At 65.5% G+C, this 26,819-nt stretch carries 26 protein-coding genes and 1 pseudogene; 14 read left to right on the top strand and 13 right to left on the bottom strand.

The window, feature by feature from the left end; genetic code table 11:
* Positions 1-56: 56 nt before the first annotated feature.
* From ACQHII_RS40225 to ACQHII_RS40215, 3 genes are read right to left on the bottom strand one after another with little or no spacing between them, the layout of a single operon-like run.
* Complete coding sequence (locus ACQHII_RS40225; RefSeq protein WP_427923864.1) at positions 57-707, bottom strand: isochorismatase family protein; 651 nt, start codon at positions 705-707, stop codon at positions 57-59.
* A gap of 59 nt (positions 708-766) precedes the next feature.
* Positions 767-2,263 (bottom strand): amidohydrolase, encoded by a 1,497-nt coding sequence (locus tag ACQHII_RS40220; protein WP_427923863.1) that lies wholly within the window; start codon positions 2,261-2,263, stop codon positions 767-769.
* 42 nt (positions 2,264-2,305) lie between these two features.
* Entirely contained in the window at positions 2,306-4,060 is a 1,755-nt protein-coding gene (locus ACQHII_RS40215; protein ID WP_427923862.1) for a ricin-type beta-trefoil lectin domain protein, read from the bottom strand.
* 419 nt (positions 4,061-4,479) lie between these two features.
* Between ACQHII_RS40215 and galU the strand changes: the two genes are divergently transcribed.
* Positions 4,480-5,433: a UTP--glucose-1-phosphate uridylyltransferase GalU gene (galU, locus tag ACQHII_RS40210; protein WP_427923861.1), complete on the top strand. Its 954-nt coding sequence runs from the start codon at positions 4,480-4,482 to the stop codon at positions 5,431-5,433.
* 69 nt (positions 5,434-5,502) lie between these two features.
* On the opposite strand, the gene ACQHII_RS40205 is transcribed toward galU, so the two are convergent.
* Positions 5,503-5,940, bottom strand: coding sequence for a DUF4442 domain-containing protein (locus ACQHII_RS40205; protein ID WP_427925514.1), 438 nt, complete (start codon positions 5,938-5,940; stop codon positions 5,503-5,505).
* A gap of 153 nt (positions 5,941-6,093) precedes the next feature.
* On the opposite strand from ACQHII_RS40205, the gene ACQHII_RS40200 reads away from it, so the two are divergent.
* Entirely contained in the window at positions 6,094-7,122 is a 1,029-nt protein-coding gene (locus ACQHII_RS40200; protein WP_427923860.1) for a hypothetical protein, read from the top strand.
* A 74-nt stretch (positions 7,123-7,196) separates the two neighbouring features.
* Entirely contained in the window at positions 7,197-8,504 is a 1,308-nt protein-coding gene (locus ACQHII_RS40195; protein ID WP_427923859.1) for an MFS transporter, read from the top strand.
* Here ACQHII_RS40195 and ACQHII_RS40190 read toward each other — a convergent pair.
* The 3 genes and pseudogenes from ACQHII_RS40190 to ACQHII_RS40180 form a co-directional block, all read right to left on the bottom strand.
* A complete protein-coding gene (locus ACQHII_RS40190; protein ID WP_427923858.1) occupies positions 8,466-9,311 on the bottom strand; it encodes a spermidine synthase in 846 nt (281 codons plus the stop codon). The two genes, ACQHII_RS40195 and ACQHII_RS40190, sit on opposite strands and share 39 nt — an antisense overlap.
* 311 nt (positions 9,312-9,622) lie before the next feature.
* A complete protein-coding gene (locus ACQHII_RS40185) occupies positions 9,623-10,459 on the bottom strand; it encodes a patatin-like phospholipase family protein (RefSeq protein ID WP_427923857.1) in 837 nt (278 codons plus the stop codon).
* Between the two features lie 157 nt (positions 10,460-10,616).
* Positions 10,617-11,006, bottom strand: a pseudogene (locus tag ACQHII_RS40180) (elongation factor Tu); the annotation flags it as partial.
* 133 nt (positions 11,007-11,139) lie between these two features.
* On the opposite strand from ACQHII_RS40180, the gene ACQHII_RS40175 reads away from it, so the two are divergent.
* Positions 11,140-12,612 carry a recombinase family protein gene (locus tag ACQHII_RS40175; protein WP_427923856.1) on the top strand — a complete coding sequence of 491 codons (1,473 nt, stop codon included), beginning with the start codon at positions 11,140-11,142 and terminating at the stop codon, positions 12,610-12,612.
* Positions 12,613-12,980: 368 nt separating this feature from the next.
* Here ACQHII_RS40175 and ACQHII_RS40170 read toward each other — a convergent pair whose 3' ends face one another.
* From ACQHII_RS40170 to ACQHII_RS40155, 4 genes are all read right to left on the bottom strand, one after another.
* Positions 12,981-13,646, bottom strand: coding sequence for a GNAT family N-acetyltransferase (locus ACQHII_RS40170; protein WP_427923855.1), 666 nt, complete (start codon positions 13,644-13,646; stop codon positions 12,981-12,983).
* Positions 13,647-13,754: 108 nt separating this feature from the next.
* A complete protein-coding gene (locus tag ACQHII_RS40165; RefSeq protein WP_427923854.1) occupies positions 13,755-14,282 on the bottom strand; it encodes a class I SAM-dependent methyltransferase in 528 nt (175 codons plus the stop codon).
* Positions 14,283-14,424: 142 nt separating this feature from the next.
* Entirely contained in the window at positions 14,425-14,898 is a 474-nt protein-coding gene (locus ACQHII_RS40160) for a glycine-rich domain-containing protein (protein ID WP_427923853.1), read from the bottom strand.
* 168 nt (positions 14,899-15,066) lie between these two features.
* Positions 15,067-15,405, bottom strand: coding sequence for a histone-like nucleoid-structuring protein Lsr2 (locus ACQHII_RS40155; RefSeq protein WP_427923852.1), 339 nt, complete (start codon positions 15,403-15,405; stop codon positions 15,067-15,069).
* 393 nt (positions 15,406-15,798) lie between these two features.
* On the opposite strand from ACQHII_RS40155, the gene ACQHII_RS40150 reads away from it, so the two are divergent.
* The 5 genes from ACQHII_RS40150 to ACQHII_RS40130 all read left to right on the top strand — a co-directional run bounded on the left by ACQHII_RS40150 (position 15,799) and on the right by ACQHII_RS40130 (position 20,825).
* Positions 15,799-16,188, top strand: a complete 390-nt coding sequence (locus ACQHII_RS40150) for a hypothetical protein (protein WP_427923851.1) — start codon at positions 15,799-15,801, stop codon at positions 16,186-16,188.
* 54 nt (positions 16,189-16,242) lie between these two features.
* A complete protein-coding gene (locus ACQHII_RS40145; RefSeq protein WP_427923850.1) occupies positions 16,243-17,466 on the top strand; it encodes a hypothetical protein in 1,224 nt (407 codons plus the stop codon).
* A gap of 158 nt (positions 17,467-17,624) precedes the next feature.
* On the top strand, positions 17,625-19,184 hold the full coding sequence (locus tag ACQHII_RS40140) for an ATP-dependent nuclease (protein ID WP_427923849.1): 1,560 nt from the start codon (positions 17,625-17,627) through the stop codon (positions 19,182-19,184).
* Positions 19,185-19,209: 25 nt separating this feature from the next.
* Positions 19,210-19,938, top strand: coding sequence for a hypothetical protein (locus tag ACQHII_RS40135; protein WP_427923848.1), 729 nt, complete (start codon positions 19,210-19,212; stop codon positions 19,936-19,938).
* A 65-nt stretch (positions 19,939-20,003) separates the two neighbouring features.
* The gene (locus ACQHII_RS40130) at positions 20,004-20,825 is read left to right on the top strand and encodes an alpha/beta hydrolase (protein ID WP_427923847.1); all 822 of its coding nucleotides are present in this window, start codon (positions 20,004-20,006) and stop codon (positions 20,823-20,825) included.
* Here ACQHII_RS40130 and ACQHII_RS40125 read toward each other — a convergent pair.
* Entirely contained in the window at positions 20,822-22,264 is a 1,443-nt protein-coding gene (locus ACQHII_RS40125) for an XRE family transcriptional regulator (RefSeq protein ID WP_427925513.1), read from the bottom strand. The genes ACQHII_RS40130 and ACQHII_RS40125 overlap by 4 nt on opposite strands.
* A 351-nt stretch (positions 22,265-22,615) precedes the next feature.
* Here ACQHII_RS40125 and ACQHII_RS40120 point away from each other — a divergent pair, with 351 nt between their 5' ends.
* From ACQHII_RS40120 to ACQHII_RS40100, 5 genes are all read left to right on the top strand, one after another.
* Positions 22,616-23,032, top strand: coding sequence for an ATP-binding protein (locus ACQHII_RS40120; protein WP_427923846.1), 417 nt, complete (start codon positions 22,616-22,618; stop codon positions 23,030-23,032).
* A 42-nt stretch (positions 23,033-23,074) separates the two neighbouring features.
* Entirely contained in the window at positions 23,075-23,401 is a 327-nt protein-coding gene (locus ACQHII_RS40115; RefSeq protein ID WP_427923845.1) for a hypothetical protein, read from the top strand.
* Between the two features lie 118 nt (positions 23,402-23,519).
* The gene (locus ACQHII_RS40110; protein WP_427923844.1) at positions 23,520-23,759 is read left to right on the top strand and encodes a hypothetical protein; all 240 of its coding nucleotides are present in this window, start codon (positions 23,520-23,522) and stop codon (positions 23,757-23,759) included.
* Between the two features lie 569 nt (positions 23,760-24,328).
* The gene (locus tag ACQHII_RS40105) at positions 24,329-25,147 is read left to right on the top strand and encodes a ParA family protein (RefSeq protein ID WP_427923843.1); all 819 of its coding nucleotides are present in this window, start codon (positions 24,329-24,331) and stop codon (positions 25,145-25,147) included.
* On the top strand, positions 25,140-25,562 hold the full coding sequence (locus ACQHII_RS40100) for a hypothetical protein (protein WP_427923842.1): 423 nt from the start codon (positions 25,140-25,142) through the stop codon (positions 25,560-25,562). Before ACQHII_RS40105 ends, ACQHII_RS40100 begins: the two co-directional genes overlap by 8 nt.
* Positions 25,563-26,545: 983 nt before the next feature.
* Here ACQHII_RS40100 and ACQHII_RS40095 read toward each other — a convergent pair.
* Positions 26,546-26,785 carry a hypothetical protein gene (locus ACQHII_RS40095; protein ID WP_427923841.1) on the bottom strand — a complete coding sequence of 80 codons (240 nt, stop codon included), beginning with the start codon at positions 26,783-26,785 and terminating at the stop codon, positions 26,546-26,548.
* Between the last annotated feature and the right edge of the window lie 34 nt (positions 26,786-26,819).

Genomic DNA, 26,819 nt, shown 5'->3' with positions numbered 1-26,819 from the left:
TACGGTCCCTTCCGGGCCCGGGGTCTCTGCCTGCGACCTGTCAACTCGCCACACAGTCAAGGGCGTTGGGACACCGGCTCACCGAACACGTCCACAACGCCGCGCACCGTCCGCACGGCTCCGCAGGTCGCCGCGATCCAGTCCACGGCCATCCGGTGGTCCTCGTGCGCCCGGTCGGCCACCGCGTCCGCGACGACGAACGGCTCCATGTCCTGCATCCACGCATCGGCGGCGGTCAGCAGCACCTGCGTACGCGCGAACACACCGACGATCACCGGCTGGTCACGCCCCAACTCCGTGAGCCTGCGCCGCAGTCGGGTGCCGGCGAAGGCGCTGAACCGCTTGGCCACCAGCACGCTGTCGCCGACCTGCGGCCGGATCGCGTCCACGACGTCCCGGGAGTCCTCGCCGCCGGGCAGCCGGGGATGCCCGAAACTGGTCTCGCGCCCGTCCGGTTCGCGCTCGGCGGTCTTGAGGGTGTACAGCACGGGGATGCCCGCGGCCCGCGCCAACTCCGCCAACAGGCCTACTCCGGTGAGGAGTTGACCGACCGGCGCGGAGGACTCGCGCAGCACGTGCAGGAAGTGGTTCTGGACGTTCAGGACGACGAGGGCGGCGCGGCGCGCGTCGACGGACCAGCCGGTGCGGTCCGGGGGCAGCGCGGCGGGGCCGGGCATGTCGTACGGGATCATGTCTGATGACGGCATGCGCGTCGGCCTCTCACCGGTCGTCGGACGTCATGGGGAAGTCAGGAGACGGGACCGGCTCAGTAAGGGCCATGGGTCCAGCGGCCGTTCGTCATCGTGGCGTGCACGGGCATCGCGCGCAGGGTGTCCGGATCGGCGTCCAGCGGGTCCGTGTCCACGACCACCAGGTCGGCCGGGTCCCCGACCCTGATGAGCCGGCGGCCGCGGGCCGCGGCGACCAACGCGTCCGGGACGGAAAGGCGTTGCTCCGGATGCCAGGCGGGGCGTTCGTCGTCGGTGCGGCTGACGGCCGAGGCGACGGCGAGCCAGGGGTCGAGCGGCGAGACCGGGGCGTCCGAGCCGAACTCCAGCCGTGCGCCGGCGGCGAGCAGGTCACCGTAGGCGAAGGCGCGTTCGGTCCGTCCGGCCCAGTGCCGGTCCGCCACGTCGCGGTCGTCCGTCGCGTGCCGGGGCTGGACGCCCGCGGTCACTCCCAACTCGGCGAATCTCGGGAGGTCTTCGGGGCGCAGCAGCTGCGCGTGCTCGATCCGGCCGCGGCAGCGCACCGCCTCGAAGGCGTCCAGGGCAACGGTGTTGGCGCGGTCGCCGATGGCGTGCACCGCGGGTTCGATGCCGTGCGCGGCGGCGCGCCGCATGAGCCGTACGAGCTCGTCGGGGGCCGTCTCCTCGATGCCGTGGGCGCCGTCCGTGCCTTCCAGGCCGGGGTAGGGGTCGCGGCACAGGGCGGTGCGGGTGTTGAGCGAGCCGTCCGTGAAGAGTTTCAGCGGGCCCACCCCGACCAGGGAGCCGATCTCGTCGCCCGTGCGCAGCCCGCGCTTGATCGCGGCGTCCAGGTAGCTCGGATACACCGCCGCCAACACACGTACGGCGGGCCGGAATCGGGCCGAGCGGCGTTCCCAGTCCGCGACCGTGTCGCCGAACTGGAAGTCGATGACACCGGTGACCCCGCGTGCGGCAGCGGCTCGGCAGGCCTCCTCGATCCAGTCGTCGAGCACCTCCGCCGGGGTCGCGGGGAGCGTGGCGAGGGCTTCGTGGGCCTCGTGTTCCCTGATCAGGCCGGTGGGGTGGTCGGCGCGGCCGACGAGGGCGAGGCAGGCGGAGTTGAACCACGCGGCATGGAGATCGGCGCTGACCAGGGCGACCGGCCGGTCCGGCAGCACCGCGTCGAGCAGCGCTTTGTGCGGGGCGTCGGGCCACAGGCCGTCGCGGAACCCGTAGCCGTGGAGCACCGTGCCGTCGGCCGCCCCGGCACGCGCCCGGACGAGGTCGGCCACCTCGCGGGCGGAGGCGGTGCCGGCCAGGTCCAGCCGGTGCCGGGCACTCGCCCATTCCGCGAGGTGGACGTGGGCGTCCCAGAGGCCGGGCAGCAGGACCCGCCCTTCGAGATCGAGGACGGGTTCACCGCCGGCCCCGGCGTCCGTGTCCGCGCCCGCCTCGGGGACGACATGGGTGATCCTGCCGTCCGCCACCCGCAGCCGGGCAAGCGGCCCACCGGCGCCGAGCCGCACCCGGGCGAGCGTCCGTGCGGGCGCCGGGGCGCTTGCGGTGTCTGCCATACGAGACCCCCTAGGTAAAGTTAGGCTTACCTTACCTCCAAATCAATGCCGGGCCGGAACGAGCCCGGCGATGACATCGGTGACAGTGTTCACGACGTCCCCGACGACCGTCACCACCGGCTGCACGGGATCGACGGCCGGTACGGGCGTGGGCTCGGGCTCCGGCGCGGGACCCCGGCAGCAGCCGACCTGCACGGCGCGGGGCGCGTTCTGCGGTTGGTCCTGCTGGGGAACGTCCGCTGGGGGCGGCTGCGGCACGTCGTCACCCTCAGGTGTCGTCGGAGCACCATCCCGGGGCGCGTCGCCCCTTCCCTCCGGCTCCCCTCCGCCTCCGTCCGCAGGTTCGCCGCTTTCGGCCCCCTCATCGGCGGCCGATCCGAGCGCCCAGCGCTGCCCGGTGGACCCGTCCCGTCCCGCCAGCACGATCCGCGCCCCCTTCCTCCCGCTCTCGGGCGCGACGGCCAGCCCCTGGGTCCAGCGGAGCAGCAACTCGCCGCGGACCGTCAGGTCGTAGTGCACGTCGCCGGGGTGCACCAGGCACCCGGCCAGCGTGACCGTGCGCCTGTCGGTGTCGGCGGCGAGGCAGAGTCCGGGATCGTCGAGGCTGCGCAGCAGACCGTCCTGGTCGTACGACCACTGCTGCGCCCCGGAGCCGGAGCACGCGGCCAGGGTGACGGCGGCCCCGTTCCGCACCCGCCCGCCGGCCACGTCGAGGCACAGCCCGGACGCGAGGGCGCGCAGCACGCCCTGTTGGACGACTCCCGCGCCGACGGCACCGGCAGGCGACTCGGCGCCCGCCGACGAGGGCGCGGCGACCGGGCTCTGGTGGGACGAACTGCCGCTGGGCGCACCCCAGGTGGCCTGTGGGTCGGGGTTGTTGCCCTGGGTCCAGCCCTTGGAGACGAGGACGGTCGCGAGCAGCGCGAGAGAGGTCAGCCCCACGCCCACGACCGCGGCCTTGGGGTGTCTGCGCGGGAAGGCGAAGAGGCCGTCCGGGGTGGGGCGGTGGCGGCCCATCGGGCGGCGGACGGCACGGGCGGCGGTCCCGGGCGTCGCGCGGCCCGGCCGTGAGTCGAGATAGCGGCGGGCACCCCAGCCGAGGACGGTCTCGGCGAGCAGCACTTCGAGGCCACCGTCGAAATGACTCAACTGCTCCGCCGCGAAACGGCAGTAGCGGCATGTCATGAGATGCCGTTGCACATCGGGCAGCAGACTGCCGCCGCGGCGGATCGGGACGTCGAGGAGACGGTTGTAGTAGCGGCATTCCGGAGTCGGCGCGAGTTCGTGGTGGGCGCGGACACAGCCCGCCCTGAATTGTTCACGTGCCTGGTCCAGCGCGGCGGTCGCGGTGGCCTCGTCCACGCCCAACAGACCGGCCGGTACGGTTATGGGTTCGGCCTCGACCTCGGTGTGCCAGAGGAGGCATTGGGAGGCGCCGGGCAGCTTGCCGAAAGCACGTTCCGCCAGCTTCCGCCTTTCGGAGGTACCGGGCCTCGCCGCGCTCAGCCCCCGGCCGCCGGTGGGTTTGCGAAGTTCCGGCAACAGCACGGGAATTCGCTCGTCGGCGGCCCACTTCTTCACCATCTCCCTTACCGCTACAAGGAGTTGGGGCCGCAGGGCGCCACCGGTCACCCGGCTCGCGAGTACCTGGTGGAAGGCGGCACCGGCCACCATGGACGCCGAACTCTCGGCGGTGGCGAGGCAGATGACCGCATATTCGCTTGTCGCCTGCCAGTGGCGCGCGAGCAGCAGGGCGACGGCGCGAGTGCCCGCGGCTTTGTCGCCGAGTTGCGCCATGAGATTGCGGTCCGACTCCCCCGGACTCGATCCGGGGCGAGGCGGGAACGGCGGGCGTGGGGGGTAGGGGGATTGCACGGGACCATTTCCTTCCAAGCCGCAGGACGGCACACGAATGCCCGACCATCGGAAAGTAGGTGCTTGTTTGGTGCATACCTATGAGCTGTCAGAAACGACCCTGACCATTGCCTTCTCACGACTGGCCTCATGAGGTGGCTCACACTCGCACAAGCGCCTGACAGGAAACAAGGAGTTAGGGTGACCGATGTTCAAAACGCTGTGAATTCAGATTGGTTACCGGCGGTATCCACAGGCGTCTGCACGAAATCTCCCACTCTCCCGCGAACTAAGGGCGGCGCACAGGGAACTCCGATGTTTCTCTCGGGGTGCTCTCATCGCCGTGGGCCACCATGAGCCGCATGATCGCCCCCCACTCCTCAGCCACCCCCGCATCCACCCCCGTCCCCACGGTCCGCAAGGCGGTCGTACCGGCCGCCGGTCTCGGCACGCGGTTCCTGCCCGCGACGAAGGCGACGCCCAAGGAGATGCTCCCGGTCGTCGACAAGCCCGCGATCCAGTACGTCGTCGAGGAGGCCGCGGCGGCCGGACTCGACGACATCCTGATGGTCACCGGCCGGCACAAGCGCGCCATCGAGGACCACTTCGACCACGCCTTCGAACTCGAACAGGCCCTGGCCGCCAAGGGCGACATGGTGCGCCTGGACGCCGTACGGGATCCCGCGCGCCTCGCCGACATCCACCACATCCGCCAGGGCGACCCGCTCGGCCTCGGCCACGCGGTGCTCTGCGCCCGCCACCACGTCGGCGACCAGCCGTTCGCGGTCCTCCTCGGCGACGACCTGATCGATCCGCGCGAGACCCTGCTCAGCCGGATGCTGGAGGTGCGCGAGCGGTACGCGGGCAGCGTGGTCGCCCTCATGGAAGTCCCTGAAGAACAGGTCCACTTGTACGGCTGCGCGGCCGTCGAGCCGACCGGTGAGGACGGTGTCGTACGGGTCACCGGCCTGGTCGAGAAGCCGTCCCGCGAGGACGCGCCGAGCCGTTACGCCGTCATCGGCCGCTACGTCCTCGACCCCGCGATCTTCCCCACCCTGGAGCGCACCCCGCCCGGCCGCGGCGGCGAGATCCAACTGACCGACGCCCTTCAGGAGTTGGCCGCCGGCGGCACGGTCCACGGAGTCGTCTTCGACGGCCTGCGCTACGACACCGGCGACAAGGCCGACTATCTGCGCACGGTGGTCCGGCTGGCCTGCGACCGCCCCGACCTGGGACCCGAATTCGTCGCGTGGCTCAAGGAGTTCGTGGCGGGACTGGAAGGCGGCGCGAGCGACGACGAGCGGCTCGCGGCCTGAACTCCGCACGCACGAGGGCCCGGTCACGCCGTAGGCGATGACCGGGCCCTTCTGTCGCCGGTGTGACGGTCAGCCGTTCGGCCGGAGCGTCCAGGTGACCGTCATCTCGCCCGTCACGGCGCCGTCCTCGCGCTGGATGGCGACCGTGACCGGGAACTCGGGGCGCTCGCCCGCGTCGAGTTCGGCGACGACGTCGGCGACGGGGCGGCCGAGGGTCGCGGTGGCCTTCACCGGGCCCAGGGCGATCTTCTTGAACGCGATCTCGGCGTTGACCGGCAGCGGCACGGCCCGCGAGAGCTGGTCGCCGAAGGCGGCGAGGACGATCGCACCGCTGGCGGACTCGCCGAGGGTGAACATGGCACCGGCGTGCGGCCCGCCGACGTGGTTGCGGTACTCGCTCTGGTCCGGCAGGGCCAGCACGGCTCGCTCCGGACTGGTCTCCAGGTACTTCAGGTTCAGCGTGCGAACCATCGGCACCGTGGCGGCGAGCAACTCGCCGATGGACATCTGATCTGCGCTCATGGACGGCATGTTACCCACGAGTAGCCAATTCGGGCCAGACCTGTGCGCCGGCAAAGACCGTCCGATCCCCGAGTTGGTACGACCCTGACAAGGCCCGGTGACCCCACCGTGTCCCACCCCGCACTAGGGTTACTGCCCATGTGGCCAGGACAGCAGCCGCCCGGGGGCGAGCAGAACCCGCAACAGAACCCGCAGCACAACCCGTACCAGCAGCCGGGGTACCAACAGCCGAGTCCGTATCAGCAGCCCGGCTACCAGCAGCCCAACCCCTATGCGCAACAACCGCAGTGGGGTGCTCCGGGCCCCGCCGGCGGACCGCAGCCGCCGCAGGGCGGGGGCGGCGGAAACCGGACGAAGCTGGTCGCGATCGTCGCCGCCGCGGCCGTCGTCGTGGCCGCCGGGGTGACCGGATTCCTGGTCCTGGGCGGGAACAAGGACGACAAGGCGGACGGCGGCAAGAACACGTCGAGCAAGTCGCCGTCGGCGTCCGCGGACCCGAGTGCCTCCTCCTCCGGTTCCGACGACAACCCGCGCGGCACCGAGAGCGAGCAGCCGACCGTCGCGGGCTGGAAGGTCGTCGTCAACCAGAAGTACGGCACCGCCTTCGACGTCCCCGCCGACTGGGAGGTCGGCACTCCGGGCACCTTCTCCTTCTTCGAGGACGAGCAGAAGGGCGACGGCTCCCCCTACATCGGCTTCTCCGCGCCCGCCTATCTGAAGCACGACTGGTGCGAGTCCGACGACAACAAGGACGGCACCAAGGAGACCTCGTCGCTGGCGTCCAGCGGCACCAAGGGCGAGGACGGCGCGAAGGACACCGCGAGCACGGCACGCGGTGACGCGGCGGCGTTCGCGTTCGGCGGGTACACGGACCAGAAGGACTCCTCCAAGAAGTATCTGAAGATCGGCGCGGCAAAGCCGTACACGACGAAGTCGGGGGTCGCCGGCAGCGTCGCCACCTCGTACACGACCGGCGTGCCGAAGAGCGGCAAGTGCTCCACCGACGGCAAGGCGACCACGTTCGCCTTCAAGAACTCGGCGGGCGACTTCGTCTCCTGGACCCTCTACGGCGCCAAGGGCGTCAGCGAGGAGATCCCCGACGCGACGATCCAGAAGATCCTCAGCACCGTACGGCTGCACGGGGACCCGACGGGCAGCACCAGCTGACGGCTTGAGGGTCTGACCGGATTCTGGCCGCAAACGGTTTGCCGGGGTCCGGTCCGGGCGGCGATAGTCGGCCGGTGAACGCCACCGCCGCCCTCCGCCACCCGCGCCGTCCCGACTGGGCGGGCCGCAACTACACCCTGCTGACCACCGCCGCGGTGGCGACCGGTCTCGGCGGCAGCGGTGCGCTGATCGCCGCCGCGTTCGCCGTGCTGGACGCGGGCGGCGACAGCGGTGACGTGGGGCTGGTGGCCGCCTCGCGCACACTGCCGCTGGTGGTGTTCCTGCTGATCAGCGGCGCGCTCGCGGACCGGGTGCCCCGGCACCGGGTGATGGTCGCGGCCAACGCCCTCAGCTGTGTGTCGCAGGCGGCCTTCGCGGTGCTCGTCCTCGCCGGTGAGCCCCGGCTGTGGCAGATGATGCTGCTGGCCGCGCTCGGCGGCACCGGGCAGGCGTTCTTCGGTCCGGCGGCCGAGGGCATGCTGATGTCCACGGTGGGCGGGGAGCAGGCGGGCCGGGCGTTCGCGGTGTTCCGGATGGCGATGCAGGGCGCGTCCCTGGGCGGTGCGGCCCTCGGCGGCGCGCTGGTCGCGGTGGTCGGCCCCGGGTGGGTGCTCGCGGTCGACGCGGCGATGTTCGCGGTCGCCGGGGCACTGCGCTCCTTCCTCGACGTGAGCCACATCCCGCCGCGCGCGCCGGGCGGCGGGATGCTGGCCGATCTCCGGGACGGCTGGCGGGAGTTCATCGGCCGGCCCTGGCTGTGGTCGATCGTCGTGGCGTTCTCCGTCGCCAACGCGGTGGTCGGCGCGGCCGACGGCGTCTACGGCCCGCTCGTCGCCCGGGACAGCCTCGGCGGCGCGGGCCCCTGGGGCCTGGCCCTGGCCGCGTTCGGCGCGGGCACGGTGGTCGGCGCCCTGCTGATGACCCGCTGGAAACCGCGCAGACTGCTCCTCGCGGGCATGCTCTGCATCTTCCCCCTGGCCCTCCCGTCCGCCGCGCTGGCCGTGCCGGTGCCGGTCGGTGTCCTGTGCGTGGTGATGTTCGTCGCCGGAGCCACCGTCGAGGTGTTCGGGGTGTCGTGGATGACGGCCCTGCACCAGGAGATCCCCGAGGAGAAGCTCTCCCGGATCGCGGCCTACGACTGGTTCGGCTCGATCGCGCTGATGCCGGTCGCCGCCGCGGCGGCGGGCCCGGCTGAGTCGGCCTTCGGCCGGACGGCGGCTCTGTGGGGGTGCGCGGCCCTGGTCATCCTGGTCACGGCGGGAGCACTGTGTGTACCGGAGGTCCGGAATCTACGGCGGCGCACCGGACCGCCCGCCCACGGCGGACCGGAGGCCGCGAACGGCTCAGCCGATGCCGAACGCTCCGTCGGGGGGCTCGGGTGACGGTACGGCGTCCTCGTCCCGGACGGGTCGCGCGCCGCCGATGAACTCCCGTACCGCGAGCCCGTGTTCCAGCCGCGCCGGGAAGGCGTCCGAGGCCACGAGCCGGGTCAGGGCCACCGTGTCGACCGGCCGGTGGGAGGCGACGAGCACCGCGTTGCCGAACCGGCGTCCGCGCAGTACCCCCGGTTCCGCGATCAGCGCCAGCTCCCCGAACACCGCGCCGAACGTGGCGAGTTGGGCACGCAGGAACGCGAAGGGGGCGGAGTCCGCGAGGTTGGCGAGGTAGCACCCGTCGGCCCGCAGCACGCGCTCGGCCTCGCGGGCGTACGCCACGGAGGTCAGGTGCGCCGGAACCCGCGTCCCGCCGAAGACGTCCGCGACGACCACGTCCGCCGAACCGTCCGGCGCCGCCTCCAGCCACGCCCGGGCGTCGGCGCCGTGCACGGTGACACCGGCACCGTCCGGCACCGGCAGATGCTCGGCGACCAGCGCCAGCAGCCCCAGGTCCGCCTCGACGACGTCCTGCCGCGAGCCCGGCCGGGTCGCCGCCAGGTACCGGGGCAGGGTGAGTGCCCCGCCGCCCAGATGCACCACGTCCAGCGGGCGCCCCGCCTCGGCGACGGTGTCCAGCACATGCCCGAGCCGCCGCGCGTACTCGAACTCCAGATGCGTCGGCGCGTCCAGGTCCACATACGACTGCGGCGCCCCGTCGACGGTCAGCAGCCAGGCCCGCGCCCGGTCCACGTCGGGCATCAGCTTGGCGGTCCCGTGATCAACGTCCCGGGTCACGGGTATCGGCTCGTCCACGGGTCCATTGTGCCGGGGTGGCGGGAGGCGGCGGGTTCGTACGGCTTGGTGCGGGGTCGGGCACGGGTGGGTGGGGCAGCGTGAGCACTTGAGTCGGAGCGGCCCGCCGCGAGGTCACGCGGGCCCGGGTGCGGGCCGACGCGGGCGCGGGCGGGCCCGGGTGCGTGCGGGCGCCCTGCGGAGTCGCCGGTCGTGCCGCACCGGCAAGGCACGAGCGCGGTGCGAGAGGACGCCAGAGGCGTGAGAGTGCGAGTCGGCCCAGCCGCACACCTACCGGCCCTGAAGCCCGCAGGCCATGTCCCCTCGGCCCGTCAGACCCCCCACACCTCCCCCACCTCCGCCGCGTGCGCCGCCGCCTGTTCCCGCCCCGCGCGAGCGGCCGGTGCCCGTACCGCCGGGTCGAGCGGGTTGCGGCCGTACGCCTGCTTCGCCTCCGGGGACGGATGGACGGCGACCGCGCGGGCCCCCTGTTCCGCGAGCCGCCGGGTCTGGTCCGCGGCCGAGGCCAGCGGGCCGCCGCCCACAGCCATCGGGGCGAGGACGACGACCCGGTCGTAGCCCTCGGCGAGATGGGCGTTGGCGGACGAGTGGATGCCGCCGTCCATCCAGATCCGGTCCTCGATGGCGACCGGGGGCCACACACCGGGAACCGCGCAACTCGCGGCGACGGCGTCGGCCAGAGCCGTCCCGCTGTCCTTGTCGAAGACCCGCAGCTCCCCGGTCGCGGTGTCCACGGCGGTGAGGCGCAGGGCACGATCGGGCCACTCCGTCGAGACGAGTCGGCTCTCTATCGCGGCCCGCCGGGCCGCCGCGTCGGGTGTCCTGGCGGCGAGTGCCAACCGGCCGATCTTCCGGCCGTACGCCTCGGGAGTGCGCGAGGTCAGGGTCGTCAACACGTAGCGAAGCAGGAGGCCGACGCCGAGCCGGCCGGGGATCTCGCCCTCGGGGGCCGCGAGTTGGCGCTCGTAGAGCTCCTTGAGCGTGCCCGCGGTCAGTTGCGCGCCGACGGCCGAACCTGCCGACGTGCCGATCACGACGTCGGCGTCGCCGAGATCCACGCCCGCCTCGCCCAGCCCGTACAGCATTCCGGCCATCCAGCCGATCCCGCTGATGCCCCCGCCGCCCAGCACAAGTGCCCTGCCCGCCATGGTGCCCCGCCTTCCCACCACTCGCCACGACTGCCTCCGCGATCAAGTCTGGCGCACGGCACTGACAATGACCGCCGCGGGTCGGACGGGACCACCTCACCCCCAACCTCGAACGCGCGAAGGTGCCCGCCCCCGCAGGGACGGGCACCTCGCTCCTTCAGCCGACCTCCGTCACCGTGCCCGCGCCGACCGTCCGGCCGCCCTCGCGGATCGCGAAGCCGAGCCCCGGCTCCAGCGGGACCTCACGGCCCAGCTCGACCGACATCGTGACGGTGTCCCCCGGCCTCGCGACCGCCGCCTCGCCGAGGTCGATGTCGCCGACGACGTCCGCGGTGCGGATGTAGAACTGCGGCCGGTAGCCGGTCGACACCGCGGTCGTACGGCCGCCCTCGCGGGCCGAGAGGACGTACACCTGGGCCGAGAAGCGACGGCTGGGCACGACGCTGCCGGGCGCCGCGACGATGTGCCCGCGCCGGACCGCGTCGCGCGGCACCCCGCGCAGCAGCAGCGCCACGCTGTCACCGGCCTGCGCCTCCTCCATGGGCTTCGCCACGTATAGCCAAAGCACCCCAGCGTGAGGGGTCGGTGCGAGGCCCGGAAGGAGGTCGCGGCGCGGCTTTTGCACCGAAATAGACACCTAGGCGAACGCTCCCGAATCGGTACAATAGGGAGCCCTACCCATGCCGACCCTACTACCCGAAGTACCTCCAACTTTCCTCCGTACCGCGCTATATGCGCGGCTGAGCCAAGACCGCAGCGGTGAGTGCGAAAACGTCACCATCCAGCTAGCGGAGTGTCAGAGCTACGCCGACGCCAACTCATGGCCGGTCGTTGGTACTTACTCCGACAACGACATTGGCGCGTCGAAGTACTCGAAGAAGCCGCGCACGGACTACAACCGGCTTGTCGCCGCCATCAGGGCGGGGCGCATAAACATCATCCTCATCACGGAAATGCCGCGCCTGTACCGGCGGTTGGAGGAGCTACTCACCCTCATACGTCTCGCTGAGACGACGGCACTCCGGCGCATCCAGACGACGGACGGCATCAGCTACGACCTCTCAACAGAAGAGGGCGTACACGCAGCCATCAACGCCGTGAACAACGCCATGTTGGAAGCGGCGCGCATCTCCAAGCGCGTCAAGCGCAAGCAGAAGAAGAACGCTGAGGCAGGTAAGAACCACGGCGGACGGCGACCGTACGGCTATGAGTCGGACGGCAAAACGCTGCGGGAGTACGAAGCCGCCATCATCCGCGAGTGCGCCAAGCGCTACATCAGCGGCGAAACCGTCAGCGACATCGTGTGCGACCTCAACGCCCGGGGTGTACCCAGCGCCCAAGGGTTGAAGTGGCGCGTCGAAAGCCTCTCCCGCATCCTGCTCAAGAAGCGGTACATCGGCATCCGTGAGTACAACGGGGTGGAGTACCCGGCGGTGTGGCCCGCCATCCTGACTCGCGACCAACACGAGCAGATGGCAGCCCGCCGGATGGCCGCCGCTTCCAGGGGAACCCGAAAGGGCAAGCCCGCCCGCAAGTACCTACTTACCGGCCTGGCCTACTGCGGTCGGTGCGACGCCAAGATGACGGGTGCTGGCCGGACGGCCGAGAAAGACCGCGCTGCCCAACGGCGCTACCGCTGCCACGCTGGCGACGGCCACGGCGGCACTATCGGGTGCGGCAAGCTGTACCGCGCCGCCGACCCGCTGGAACTCCTGGTGACAGAAGCCGTCTTGCACGTCTTCGATGACCCGAAGGTGGCCGTGACCCTCGCCCCGGCCAACGACGAGAAGACCGTACGGGCGTTGGTCGAGGAGTTCGAGCGGCGCAAGGCCAAGGCCAAGTCCCTAGTGGCCGACTACGCCAACGACTTGCTCACTCGGGAAGAGTTCGCCCAGGCCAAGAGCATTGCCGCCGCCGCAGTAGATGAAGCGCGGGAAGCACTCACTGAGTACCAAGACGCTCAGACACTGGCACTCGTACCGGCGGATCAGACGATACGGGAAGCCTGGGCGACGGCCGGTTTGGCGTGGCGTAGTGCCCTGGTGGCGCTGGTCGTTGAGCGCGTCATAGTGCACCCAGCAACGTCCGGGCGCGGCATGTGGCGCGGCTACAAGTTCAACCCGGAGTACATCGAGATCAGGTGGAAGGTGTAGTACTCCACGCTTCATTGCGGCCCTGGCGGGCTTCCTCTGTATCCAGTGCGATGCGGACGAGGTTCGCCAGGGCCGCAATCGTGTCCGGGTCTTCTACCTTCTCGGGGAGCTGCTGGGCACTGCGGGAGCGGCGTACCCACTCGGCGATGTCATCAGCGGACAGAAGCGCCACCCACGAACTGGGCGACGACGTTGGGGAGTAGCGGTGTGGTGGTCGGCATGGTTCCCACAGTGCGGCACTACGGCGCGGGTGGGTGGTAAGTCCCTGGCAACGAGGTGAGCAGTCGCCGCTACCTCAGAGCAAAAGCGCTCCAGGGAAGTTATCCCTGGAGCGCTTGAAGGAACCCGCCCCGCAACAGCGGGGAAAATCAGCGCGGTTTGAGCACGTCGCGTGCAAGTTCAAACGCAGAGTGGGTTTTCGGCAGAGCCTTGCGCACGGCTTCAGGTACATCGCCATCCGGCCAAAGCACTCCGAGCGTCAATGGGTTGTAACAGACCATGGAAACCTCGTCGCACCACCGGCCGTTTGTAAGGTGAGCTCTCCAGTCTCGCCCAATCTCAACGTAGCCAACGCCAGTAAGGGCTTTGCCGGAACTTACGTTGTCTTCGATGTAGCCGGATTTGATCGCGTACGCCCCGAGTTCACAGAAGGCGTACCAAGTCCGGAGCTGATGCGTGAGTCGGGCTATGCCCTTGCCCCAATGGTTGCGATCCGCCAGCACGATGAAGCTGGTGTAGCGGTTCCCTCGATGCTTACGCAGGCTGGTCATACCGACTATCGACTCGCTCTCGGTATCGCGTACCAAGCTCACAATCCACAACACTTGTTCGCGCGATGTACGTGCACGCTCGAAGACCTCCGCCTCATCCTTGGGGGTTACACCGCCCTGGATATAGAGGAACTGCTGGACAGTGAAGTCCTGGAGCAGCGCGGCCATCTTTTCCGCGTCGCCGTCATGAGCCGGTCGCATGACCACTACCACCTTCTCGCCGTCGATGGTGTGGGGTATCTCAAAACGCGGGCCAAAACCCATAGTGGGTCTCCTCGGTACTGGCTCCACCCTTGTAGTGAAACCCGGATGGCCGCCCTCACATGAGAAGCCATCCGGGTTTCACTACGCCCGGCGCAACATACAGGCCGGCTAGCCGCGTAGAGAGGGAACCCTGTGCTGACCGACGAAGTAGGTAAGCGTCCCCGACTTGTAGAGCGCCACTTGCTCAAACGCTTCGGCAAGTTGCTGCATCGCTTCCGGTGCGGCAGCGATGCCCCTCTTCTCGGGGGTGACGTCTTCGGGCAGCGGCGTTACGACGACGAACAAGCCATCGGGGGCGAGCAGTTGCGCAACACGGCTAAAGAAGATCTCTCGATCTTCAATGAAGGCATAGACGAGCTTGCACGTGATAAGGCTGTACTGCGCACGAGGCAGAAGCTTCATATCGTCGTGCTCGATGTCAAAGCGAAGGTAGCTCAGATGCTCAGCCGGAACGGCCGTAAGCGACTGCGCCCGCTTGACAGCGCTCGCAGAAGCATCAATGCCCACACAACGGTATCCGCGATGGGAAAGCTCTCGGGTCAACTGCCCAGTGCCGCAACCGATGTCGAGGCACGTCTTAATGGCAGCGTCGTCAGCGAAAGCCAAAAACTTACTGATGTCCCCCGAGCTCGCCATGGTGAAGTCTCGCCCGTGGTCGTACAGGTTGCTCCAGTATTGATCGGTAGATGATTGCAATGGTCGTACTCAATTAATGGTGCTGGCGCCCGCCCGGCCCACTCGTAGAGAGTAGGCCGGGCAGACTGCGATGAGCCCTGGCTCAGTGGCTGCCGCAGCTACTGCTGCAACTGCCTCCGTCGGAGCAACAGGCGGCCGTACACCACAGCATGGTGTCGACGGCGAACCCGTTGGCCTCCAGGGCCGCGACGGTGCGGGCGATGTTGCCCGTCCCGTACTCCACGCCTTCCTCGTCGGAAGGGTCGTGGTGGATGAAGCGCCCGGCCACGCGTTGGCAGAACTCGGCGTAGTCGCGGGTGTAGAGAATGAACGTGTGCCACCCGATGTCCACGTGATCCGACGGCGAGTAGTCGTTGCCGGGGTTCGTGGCGATCAGGCTGAGGAACCCGAGGGCCGAGTCCATGATGCGCTCGGCCAGAACGCGATCCATCTTCTCGTCCTTCTCGATCCGGCCGACGAGCCGGTTGTAGAGGACGGGAGAGATGAGTTCGCGGTATTGCTGGGTGGTGCTGAACGGATGGAGCTGCTCTGTGGTTTCCACAGTAGCTGCCGTCATCGCATCCTCCTCGGGTAAGGCCTTCTCCGGCGGTTTTCCGCGAGAGACCGATTTACCTTAAAGGAAAGTAAACAATTAGTAAAGCATGACAATTATGAACAGATAAGGCCGCAGGCTCCGCATTCGTTGCGGAACCTGCGGCCAGCTTTTGGTGGAGCGGCGACCATGTTACTTGGTGGCAGTGCCACCATTGGCGACGGCAGTAGCCATGGCCTTGTCGTACGCCGTGCGCAGATCGCCGGGGATGGGCCCCTTATCCGAGACGACGAATCCGTTGCGGATACCCCAGTCTCGAATGACCTGGGTGTCGTCGCCGTTGCGATTGCGGCGGGGAGGAGAAGTGGGACGGGAAGCGGCTTTGTACGGTTCGAGAACGCCGCGCATCTTGGCGGCATTGACCTCGGAGAGGTCTATCTCATACCACTCGCCGTCGAGTCCCCAAGTGATATTTTCGGCGGACTCACTCTTGCCGTCGAGGTCGTCAACCGTTATCACGCGCCGTGCCATTTGTACCCCTCTCAGGGGTCTCGGGAATGGGTAAGGTGCATGATTTATTTTGAACTATTAACAACTTTAGTCAAGCGGTAGTCGTTTTGCTCTTGACGACTACCTCGGGCGCTGTCGTAGAGATGCGAAACCGCACTCGGCTACGCCACTAACTCGAAGGCTTGGCAAGAGTAAGTAGGTGCCGGCGCGGGCCTTACGTTCGCGGGCCGCAAAAGATTCATTGTGCGACGCGATCCCCTGTTGCGCCCCCTCTATATTCGCGCCCCACTCCGGGGCACCTTGCCAAACTGCCACCCTCGCACGTGCCTGCGTGCGTCCAGCGCTTTTAGCGAGGAGCTCATAGATTTGGCTTGGGCGATGAATTAAAATTGGACAACAGAAGGAAGAGCGCAAATGGAAGACTACATCGAACAAACAATTTCCAGGATCAGGGAGGGGCTAACGTTTCAGCGATGGTTAGACACTCTCCCCGACGACCAGTTACACACTTTTGCCGATCGCGAAGACAAGCGGACGGACAGGGCTGTCACGACGCTGGCGCTCCACTTTGCTGGTGCCGAGCTAGAAAAAAACAGCCTTGATTTCGATGCTGCCCATCATCATTGCCAATCAATGATGATAGCGCTGGCGTGCGAGAGCAACGTACGGCGCGGCTGGATGGTTCGAATTGGTGACGCCAGAGTCAGTGATTCCAATGCGACCTATAAAATGACCGGGTTAGGCAGCCGCCGCCTCAAAGATATGCAGAACAACGACGGGCAGGACTCGGCTGACAAACAGTAGCGCCAGAACTAAAATCCGTTGCACCCATATCGGACAACGCCGTACACTCCACCCATGACGAACCTGACCCAACAGGAGGTTGAACGTCGGCTGGGACTCCGCGCCGTCAACCCCCAAGAGCTTGCGTGGGCTATTGCCAGCTCGGTGCAGCAGTCGGAATTTACGTCTGAACTTCAGGTGGATTTTCCGAGTGGGGTCTCCCCCGCGCTGACTCTGCACTACTACAAGAAGGGTGGCCTACGAGCCATCGTTCCGGGGCCGCGCCTGACCGACGAGGTTTTTAAACAGATTGAGCAGCGGGTCAAAGCGACCCTACTTACTCCGGCCACGCCGATCGTCTATCGCACACCTTTGTTCGCGCATGTGCCTACAGAGGGCTACTGGCGGTACCGGGACAAGCTCGTGATTCGGCGCGCTCCAGATGAAGCACCCCGTCCGGAGATGGTAATGGGTGAGCATCCGCTCATCCTTGAGGTGAAGTTCGACGGCTCCCCCGACCGCCAGCTAAGGAACATGCGCGCACTACAGGAGCCCCGGCAGCTCGCTCTGTTCCTCTCTCTCGTCGTACCGGGCATTACCGTGCCGCCAATCCACTCCCGGAAGCATTGGATTCTGGACGCTACCCCCGGAGCAATGCGCTCCGTGTGGGCGCAAGAGGCCTACTTCCTGCCGAACTTCGAGAGCTTTACCGCCGAGTTGACGCCGCAGGGTGACCTTCCCGCCATCGAGATGGTGCCGAAGATGCCCGTCGGCGTTGAAGCCGACCAAGTATTGGTGCTGCCCGAGGACTTGGAACAGAAGCTCGACACCTTCATGCGACTAGAAGACGACGACCGCGCCCGTGTTCTCCGCGCCGCTTACTGGTTGCATCATGCGCGGGAAGTCTGGGACGTATCGAAGTCGGCTTACTTCCAATCGCTTATCCAAGCGGTTGAAGCAATGCTCAAGTACGCCCCGCACCGAGAGCGTTGCCCGCAGTGCAGGACGCACCTTGCCGGGCCTACGGCCTACTTCCGCATCTTCATCGACCGCTACGCCCCAATGCGGGACGAGAACGACGATGCCGAGCGAAAGACTCGGAAGCTGCTATACGACAAGCGTTCAGACCTCACCCACGGCACATCACTACTGAGCGCCGACGAAGAAGTCGGTTTCGGATGGCATACACCCAAGCCGTCCTACGAGTACCTACTGTCCAGTGCAGCCCTGCGGGTATGTCGGCAGGCCATTATCGGATGGCTGGATGAACAGGGTTCACGCGGCACCCCTGCGGAGTAAGTAGGTAGCGGCCGGCGGCCATATCCAGGCCGCCGGTTTCCAATACATCTTGTGCAACCCGGTGTGAGAAAGGAGCACCGATCGCCTGCCCTTACCGCACGGACCGACGATGCGACAAAGCGGTAGCGGAAACTCCCCCACTATCGTACAATCCGGCCATGCGTATCAAAAACATGACAGTTTCCGGATGGAAGGGCTTCGAGACCGCCACGATCGGGCTCTCGCAGATTAATGTGCTCGTGGGAAGGAATAACAGCGGCAAGTCGGCACTCATCCGAGCTGCACAGTTTCTCCAGACAGGGGCCAACGCGCCAGAGGGTGAAATTCGGCTTGGCTCAGAAATGGCTACTATCCAATACGACCTCGAAGACTTCGACGTCCGGAGATATGCCCCAGGATTGTCGCCTGGGGAAGTGGTGCCAGGTCTTACCGAGGAGGGTTTGGTTCCGGAGGTTCAGGTAGAGACTCACCTAAAGAGACCCGAACGAAGCCAAAATACTTCCTGGGCTCAAATCACGCACGTACTACGCACTAGCGAAAACGTCCACGGTGGCTTCCCAAAGGTCTCCCCGGCGGAGCCTGACAACTTCATCTACCCCTATCTTTCCAAGCGGAAGGTTGGAAACTATGACCGTCAGGTCGACAAGAGTAAGGCCGACCAAGTAACAGGAAACCTCCAGCTCCTCTCGGCGAAGGTCGCCCGTCTCACTGGTCCGGGATATCCGGGGTCAGAGCAATTTGCCGACTTGTGCAAGCGTCTCTTGGGGATGTCACTCGGAACCGTCATGGTGGAGAACGGCCAACTCGTCGGCTTCACGGTTGGCCGCCTGGGCTCCATCACCATCGAAACTATGGGTGAAGGCATCTCAAGCCTGCTCGGCCTAATTACAGACCTGTGCGTGGCGGAAGGGCAACTCTTCCTCATCGAGGAGCCCGAGAACGACATTCACCCCGAAGGACTCAAGGCACTTCTCGATGTCATCATCGAGAAGTCCGCTAACAATCAGTTCATCGTGTCCACGCACTCGAACATCGTCGTGAAGTACTTGGCTTCGGCTCCGGATAGCCGTCTATTCCAGGTGGAGCAAAATCCGGACGCACGAGGCGTTCCCACATCAACCGTGAAGCTCATCGAGTCAGCCGAAGACCGCGCTGCCGTACTCCGCGACCTTGGCTACGACCTGCACGACTTTGACTTGGCTGAAGGTTGGCTCATCCTCGAAGAGTCCTCCGCCGAACGAATCATCCTCGACTACCTCATCCCTTGGTTCGCGCCGAAGCTCACGCGCATTCGTACCGTCGCCGCTGGTGGTACCGGAGGAGTTGAGCCAACGTTCCGCGAGTTCGGGAAACTCGTCCTCTTCGTCCATCGCGAGGAAGTTTTCAAGCATCGGGCCTGGGTTGTTGTCGATGGCGACCCTAGCGGACAAGACGTGGTGACCAAGCTCAAGGCGAAGTACACTACTTGGCCGAGTGACAGGTTTCGGTTCTTCAGCGAGCCGCGTTTTGAAGACTACTACCCATCACGGTTTAAAGAGCAGATCGATGACGCCTTTAGCAAACCCAAGCGTGAACAGCAGGAAGCCAAAAGCGCGCTGCGACAGGAAGTGCAAGACTGGTGCGATGCCAACCGTGAGCTAGCTAAGACGGAACTGGCCCAATCCGCGGCCGAAGTTATCGCCGTCCTTCAAGAGATCGAGGCGGCTCTATTCCAGTGATAGTACATCATAAGGAGGGCCGCTCATGGCGGTAAAAGCTCGGATCGAAGGCCATGCATTTGACCTCGATACCCTCTGTGAGCTGTTCTCGGCTGGCGAGCCTCAGATCAGCAAAGAGAATGACGGGTACTACCTCGGATCACACGACTTGGATGGCCTCATCGACGACGCTGGTCGCCTCGTCGAGATTGCTTCCCTTCTCCTGCGTCGAGTGGTTGGTATTGCTCGCGCTCTGGATAGTAGTTTCCGCCCTGTCGCGCTCACCGGCCAGTTCATGGACGACAGTGACAACGGCAAGCGCCACCATGTCGTCGGGGCCGCCACGGCAGAGATTCGCGCTAAAGCGTTTGCCGTCGGCGTAGTGACAACTGCCGATGGTTCGCCGCCACCGCCACCGCCTCCACCGCAGGGGCCGTCGTATATGCAACTCGTTGGGGAGCACCCAGACGTAGCAGAGGTTCTCGACATCCTCGGTAAGCCCAGCGTCTCCATGACTTGGGTCGACCTCTACAAGGTGTACGAGATCGTGCGACACAACGTAGGGAGCGACAAGGCACTCAAGGCCAAAGCGTGGGTGTCTGACTCCGACATCTCGGCTTTCACAGGGTCGGCGAATCGCCCCGACGTGAGCGGCAGCGAGGCGCGGCACGCTCGCCTACCGGGAGCCTCCCCGAAGCGAACCATGACCCTCGCCGAGGGCGAAGCCTTCATCCGTAAGCTTGTTGTGGCCTGGTGGGACTCTCTGAATGAGTAGGCGTAGGCGCCCGCACTGTGGGCGCCTACTGTCGGCACTGTCCCCCGCTCACTACGCTTCCGACCATGGCAGCGGACAGCGTGACAGTACGTACCCTCGACGGCCTGCACCTGGCGGGCACCCTTGTACGCCCACAGCAGCCGACCACACAGGCAGTACTACTCGTCCACGGTGGCGGCGTCACCCGGGAAGAAGGTGGCTTCTTCACCCGGCTAGCCAACGGACTGGGGAAAGCGGGTGTCGCCTCGCTCCGGTTCGACCTGCGCGGCCATGGCGACAGTGAGGGGCGACAAGAAGAGCTCACCCTCTCGACGATCCTGAACGACATCCGGGCCACGTTGGCGTACCTACAGGAGGCCACGGCCGCCGAGGAGGTGACGCTTCTCGGCGCCAGCTTCGGGGGTGGTGTGTGCGCCTACTACGCCGCCAAGTGCCCCGCGGACGTTCAGCGCCTGGTGCTCTTCAACCCCCAGCTCGACTACAAGAAGCGCACCATCGACAGTCGGCCGTACTGGAACAACGACAGCATCAGCGAAGAAGCGGCGCGCGAACTGGACGAGCGGGGAGCCATCCAGTTCACACCCACGCTTCGTCATGGTCGGCCCATCATGAACGAGGTGTTTTGGCTCCGGCCCCATGAAGCGCTGGGAGAGGTACAGGCACCCACCCTCATCGTGCACGGTACGGCTGACACCCTGGTGCCCTTCTCTTCATCCAGCGAAGCCGTAGCGCGTTTCAATGCACCCTGTGAGTTGGTGCCGGTGGAGGGCTCACAGCACGGCTTCGCCGTCCACGACGATCCCCAATACAAAGACCCCAAGAGCCAGGAGTACCAGGCACTCGTCATCCAGACCGTGAGTCAGTGGCTCGGGGCCGGCGCGGCTTAAGCCGTCAGCGCCTCGCGGAACTCCCGTACTGCTGGGCGGCTGCGCCACCTGTCGAGTGTCCCCAACACCTCTCCGAGTACCCGCACGGTGCGCTCCGACTTCACGTCGTGGGCTACCTCGGCGGACGCCTTGCCTACTCGCGCCGCTTCGTCAGGTTCACCGCTGAGCGCCAACGCCGCCGCCCGCCTGGCGTTGAAGAAGCCGGTATCCCGATGCGACAGCTCGCCCACGCTTATTACGTCGCTGAACATCTCGGCAGCAGTGCCCGGCTTCCCCGCTTCCGTGAAGGTGATGGCGTCGCGCAACAGCCGGGTGTGCCCGGTGAAGTACGCGCCCAACTCGGTCGAGTCGTCTTCAGTAGCGCGGTCCAACAGTGCCTGCGCACTGTCGAGTCCGGCGCGCACTACGTCGAGCGGATCGCCCACCATGGCGCGGCCGAGTGCTTCTTGTTGGGTGACCTCAGCGCGGACCCGTACCGGGAGTTGCCACCGCTCATGGGTGGCGGCCTGGGCGAGCGTCAGCATCCGTAGCGCATCACGTTCGTCGTACGCCATCTGTGATTTCTTCAGGAGTACGTAACCCTGCATGGGGGCGTTGCCCGCTTCCTGCGCCCACTCCATGGCTCGGTCGTACCAGAAGACGGCCGTGGTGGGTTCCTGGATGTCTCGGTACAGCCACCCAACAAACTCCGCGCCTTCTGCTCCCACAGTGAGCAACTCCCGGCGCACATTGGGCTTCACGTCGCGGGCGCTACCTTCAATGGCACCGATGAGTCCGAGCACTACCGGCAGCGTCTTCTTGGGGCCGCGCGCGCCATCGTCGCGCTTCGCTTTGTCGAGCTGGCGGCGGAAGTAGTCCACCATCGGGCCGTCGAGGTAGCGGCGCGCATCGTTCAGGGCGGCCGCAACGTGGTGCAGCTCTTCGAGTCCGAGGCCGGGTAGTGCGGCGGCGGCAATGCCACCCTTGAGAAGGTCGCGGCGGTTGAGGGGGCTCATGAAGCCTCGTTCTGTGGCGGCTACGGCGGCGGGACTGTCCGCCAAGGGACCAAGTACGCCACCCAAACCGCTGGCTTCCATTGCTCGTGCGTCCACCGGCACGAGGACAGTACGGCCGTTGATCACGACCGGGAGAAGCGCGCCGGCCGACGACTCTTCTCTCGGCGGCGGCACCACAACAGGGCTCTCGGTGGGGAGTACCTGTCGCTGATTGGGCAGCTTGAACCACAGTAGGTCGCCCGGAATCCCGAGCCTATGCGCCCATCTCATGAGTTTGGCGAGGTCTTGCGGGGGTTTGCCGCTCTCGATCCGGCTTAGTTGGGCTTGGTTCAGGTCGAGCCACATTGCCATGGCTTCCTGCGACACCACCCGCTCATGCCACGGGTGTAGCCGGTACGCATAGAACACGCGCCCGATGTGCCAACTTTCGAGCGCTTCCCGCATCGTCGGGTGGTGCCAGAACTCCAGCGGTACGGCGGGCGGGTTGACTACTTCCAGCGCCCGTTCCCGACGCAGGCATACCGCGCACAGGTTGGCCGAGTTGTCCCGCGCTAGGCGCGTGCCGCAGGAGCAATACCGCGCTTCTTGCCTGGTCATGTGCTACCTCGCGCTCGTGCGTTGCTTCCCCGGCTGGCGCTCGCGCCAAGCCTACCGACGCTAAACGTCTGGCGTCCGGCCGTCCATGCATCCCGCGCATATCCGCTCATGCGGCAGCGCCATGACGCCCCAACGGCCCACCCGCCCATGCTCATTGGCGTGCTTCTCCACCAAGCGAAACAGCAAGGGAGCACCGCAATGAACTCGGAACGCTTCGTTAGCCACCTGGAGTTGGCCGCGCAGTCTGAAGCCGTGCGCTGGGCACGCAGACACACCCGCGACGTACTCAGCGCGTGGAGCGTGCCGGGTGACGACATCGACGCTACTGCCCTCGCTGTTTCAGAACTCGTCACCAATGCCGTAAAGCATGCCGCGCCACCGGATGACGACCCCTCCCCTACTCCGGCGACACTGACGCTTCGGCACCGCCAAACGCACCTCATTGTTGAGGTAGCCGACCCCGACACCCGACCACCCGTAGGCAATGCCGCCTCCGCCGCTTCAGATGAAAGCGGACGCGGGTTGTTCATCGTGGACACCATCTCGAAGGAGTGGGGCTACTACCTGCCCCCAACCGGCGGGAAAGTCGTCTGGTGCGTCATGGCGCTCGACTAGAGCCACCCGTTTCAACTCCCAACGTAGCGAAGAGGGTTGCTCATGTCCGCGCCGTGCAAGCAGGTGGCGATTGCCTACATACCGCTCGACCCTGAGGCGTCCGCCGCCCAAGTGGCGGCGCAGGAACAGCAGTTCCGCGACTACGCCGACGAGCACGGGTTAGACCTGTGCCAGATTGAGTTACACACCGGGGACGACTTACCCCTCGGGCGCTTAGTACGTCTGCTCCACGGCCACGGCGCTGAGCATCTATTGGTGCCGTCCATGAAGAGCATCGCCAACCACCCGATCGCCGAGTTAGTAATCCGCGAGGCTGTCACCCTCGATGCGAGGGCGGAACTTCACGAGGTCTGCGCGCCAAAGAGCTAACCAGCGGCCAACCGCAACCGACGCGAGCGAGTCCCCCACTATGACCCCCACAACCGTATGGCAGCACTTCGATTGGTTTCGCGGTACGTGCTTCCGCTGCGACACAACCGGCATACCCGTGGCCCACGTTGGCGACGTCACTTCGTACGGCAAGCCCATGCCGTTGTACGCCTGCCATCTCTGCATCTTCCGGTTGCAGCAGCGCCACTGGATCGAGACGGGCCGCCAGGCGTGGCCGCTTCACCTCTTGCAGCTCCCGCCGAGTACGCGCAACCGCGCCCACCGGCCCGCCTGGTGTAGCTGGCTGCGCTACCGCAAGCGCTCCGAGGGACGCCACCGCTGCGACGCTTCCCGGTAGTTGAGCCGCGCCACTGCGCCGTGCTGCCAACAGTACCCACCCCCATACGCACCCCCGCCGCCGTAAATGAGCGCTCCTCCCCGAGGCGTTCCGAGCCTGGCTCCGGCGACGGGGGTGCTTCTCTGCCCGGAGTTAGTTCACCGCCGGCCTGCGTTCAACGGCCCGAGAAGGGATGCTCCTTCTCGGGCCGTGCCTGTGAGTGGGTTGCGCCGCGGCGGCTGTCCTGGCGGCTAGCACGGGCGCTTGTGGCAGCGGCGGGGTGTGGCGCTACGGCGTAGCCGCTGGGCTCCTTCCCCCTTGCCCGACACGAGACGCCCCGCTAGGTACACCCACGTTTCGGGTGCGGTGCCGTTTCCGGCCACGGGGCTCAGCTTGAGCTCGTGCTGCACGTAGCCCTTGGCTGCTTCAATAAAGCTTTCGCGAGTTATAGGCATATGTAGCCTGCCTCCATTTACCCATTAAACGTAACATGCATTCATGCATGAGTGGATGGGTTCATGAATGCATTAAAGATTGCACGCACCCATGAATTCATTTATGATTGCATGGATAAATGAGTGCATGAATGCATGGACAAGAAAGCGAGAGTCATATCCGTAGCAATACGCAAAGGGGGAGCCGGAAAGACCACCACATCGACGAATCTGGCCGCCGCGTTGATGCGACTCAACCAAAGGGTTCTACTAGTGGATGCAGACTCCCAAGGCAACGCCAGTAAAGGGCTTGGGATTAACCGCGAAGCGTCAAAGTGGACACTCCTGGAGATCCTAGAGGGAAAGGTGGAGGACCCCCGCGCCGCGATAGTGACTAAGGAGTGGACTGACCATGCGCCTGGTCTCACGCTAGATGTAATTCCGTCGCACGATGAACTCGATGCAGCAGGGCTAGACATGGCCGTGAAAACAGCCCTGGCGCAAATGGGAATGAGTAGGAGGCCATCCGGGAACGTACACAGCATTCGCGCCCTCGTGCAGAAACTCGGAGACTCTTACGACTACATCATCATCGATACAGCTCCGGATGAAGGTCTTATAACGCTGGCGGCCCTGGCGGCAACCAACGATGTCGTCATTCCATACGAAGCAGGTGCGTACAATCTCGATGGCCTAATTAATGCCTTCAAGACGATCCGCAAGGTGCAAGTCGAGTCAAATCCCGAACTGACGATTCATGGAATCCTGCTGACGAAGACCGACAGCACTATGTTCACTAAGCAGGTGGCCGAAGACCTGATTCCCTATGCGGATCACATATACCCCTTCAGGATTCCGCGCCGCACCTGGTACAACTGGACCAATGAATTTGGGCAACCAGGGGTTTTGTCTCGCCCGACGGAAGACGGTTCGCAGTCTTACATGAAATTAGCGGAGATGCTCGTCAATGAGTAAAAAGGATTACGCCAAGATGCGGGAAGGTGGGGTGCCGACACCCGATGTAAGATTTAATCCATTCGAGGGGGTGCCGAATCCACCGCAGGAAATAACAGGCGACGAGAAGGTGAGTGGCGCAACCGATACTCCCAAACTCGGCGACAATCCCATCGTGCTCGCGGAGGAACCCTCTCCCGAGTCGCCGCCGACGAGCAAAGAGGGAAGAATCGAACCCTCACCTTCCTCGAAAGCACGTCCACTCATCAGCAAGTTTACTGAGGGCGAAAACGCGGCTCCCTTTAGCGCGTCCATCTATCCATCGCGCCGCAGACAGTTGAAGGACATGGCATTTGAAGAAGACCGCAAACCATGGATGATCGTAGAAGATGCCTTGGCGATGTACGTTAAGGCTAAATACCGCGAGAAGAAGTAGTCCAAGCGCAAAACATAAGCTGCTTGAATGTTGTAGCCATAACAATTATGATGGTTGCAAGCTAGCTGTTTGGGCCCTAGTAATCCCGGACTTCTAGCCTACCAAAACTCGGCGGCTTGAATGTCTTGTGGTTTACCCATTCCTGAGGGAGGGGGTTGACTACCATAAGCGGTGTGTTAAGATTGATCTATTACTAGGGTCCGTCACACATAACAGCGATTCAAGCCCCGAGCTAAAGCAGATCGGGGCTTTCTCTATGCCAGCCCCACCGGGCGACCTTCGGGTCTGGCCGCTGGAACAATGTCGATACCCCAGCTTCGCCACTGCCACCAGAACCTAGCGCGTGGGCGCAAAACGACAAGGAATTATCTCCGGGTAAACGTCACTGCCTAGCAAACGGACCCCCGCAGTCAAATGGAGCCTCCCCAGACGAGAGCGTCCCGGCCACACCCCCTAACAACGAAACATACGCGGTAATGCCGGACCTGGGCGCGGAGTAGTTGTTAATAGGCTCCCCCACGAGCGCTAGACAAAGGAAATCGTACTCGGACGTTGCCGAGCAGGTAGGGCACCAGATTGGCCGTAGAGGCCCCCTCTATGCCATCCCGAAACTGCTTCAGCTACCTACCGCGCTTCGCTTGGTTAACCTCGGGTCCTGCGGACCGTCGGTTCCTTGTAAAAAGCAGCTTGCGCCGCTGGCTTCGCCGGTTTTAATTTTCTCCCTCGGGTTGGAGCGTTTGCATCAACAGGGGAGTTCGCCGAGCATGAAGCACCGTGCGAGTCTAAGACGGCTTGTAAGGGAAGACAGGCGACACAATAAACAACACGCCTTGTCAACCACATAGCACCTTACAAGCCACGGCGTTACGGCTCAGAACTCAAAGAGCGGCACCCCGGAGCATAAGGCGGCAAGACAACGTGCCGTCGCGTGGGCGACCCCGATTAGTTACCCCAGGGATTGCAGTGGAAGAGCTAGCCCACGGCTACTCGATCTCTTCAGAAGGCTTGACCTTGCCGCGCATAGCCGCACTGCCTTGCCCGCCCGGTGACAGCATCACAATGCCGTCATTGCCCATGCCGCCCAGGAACGCTTCCTGGATGACGTACGGAGCACCTGAGAGGACGAAGCGCACTGAGCCGTCGTCGTACGCGGCTACTCGGACCTTGCGGCCGTCCGGCAACTCCAAGTGCTCGTTGAAGACTCGCTCGCGCTTCTCTGCCATGTCCGCCCCCTGGAGTGCTACCAACTGTTGGGCC

This window comes from Streptomyces sp. cg40 (assembly GCF_050320165.1).
GTDB lineage: Bacteria > Actinomycetota > Actinomycetes > Streptomycetales > Streptomycetaceae > Streptomyces > Streptomyces hokutonensis.
This window is presented reverse-complemented; position numbering and strand designations above follow the sequence as displayed.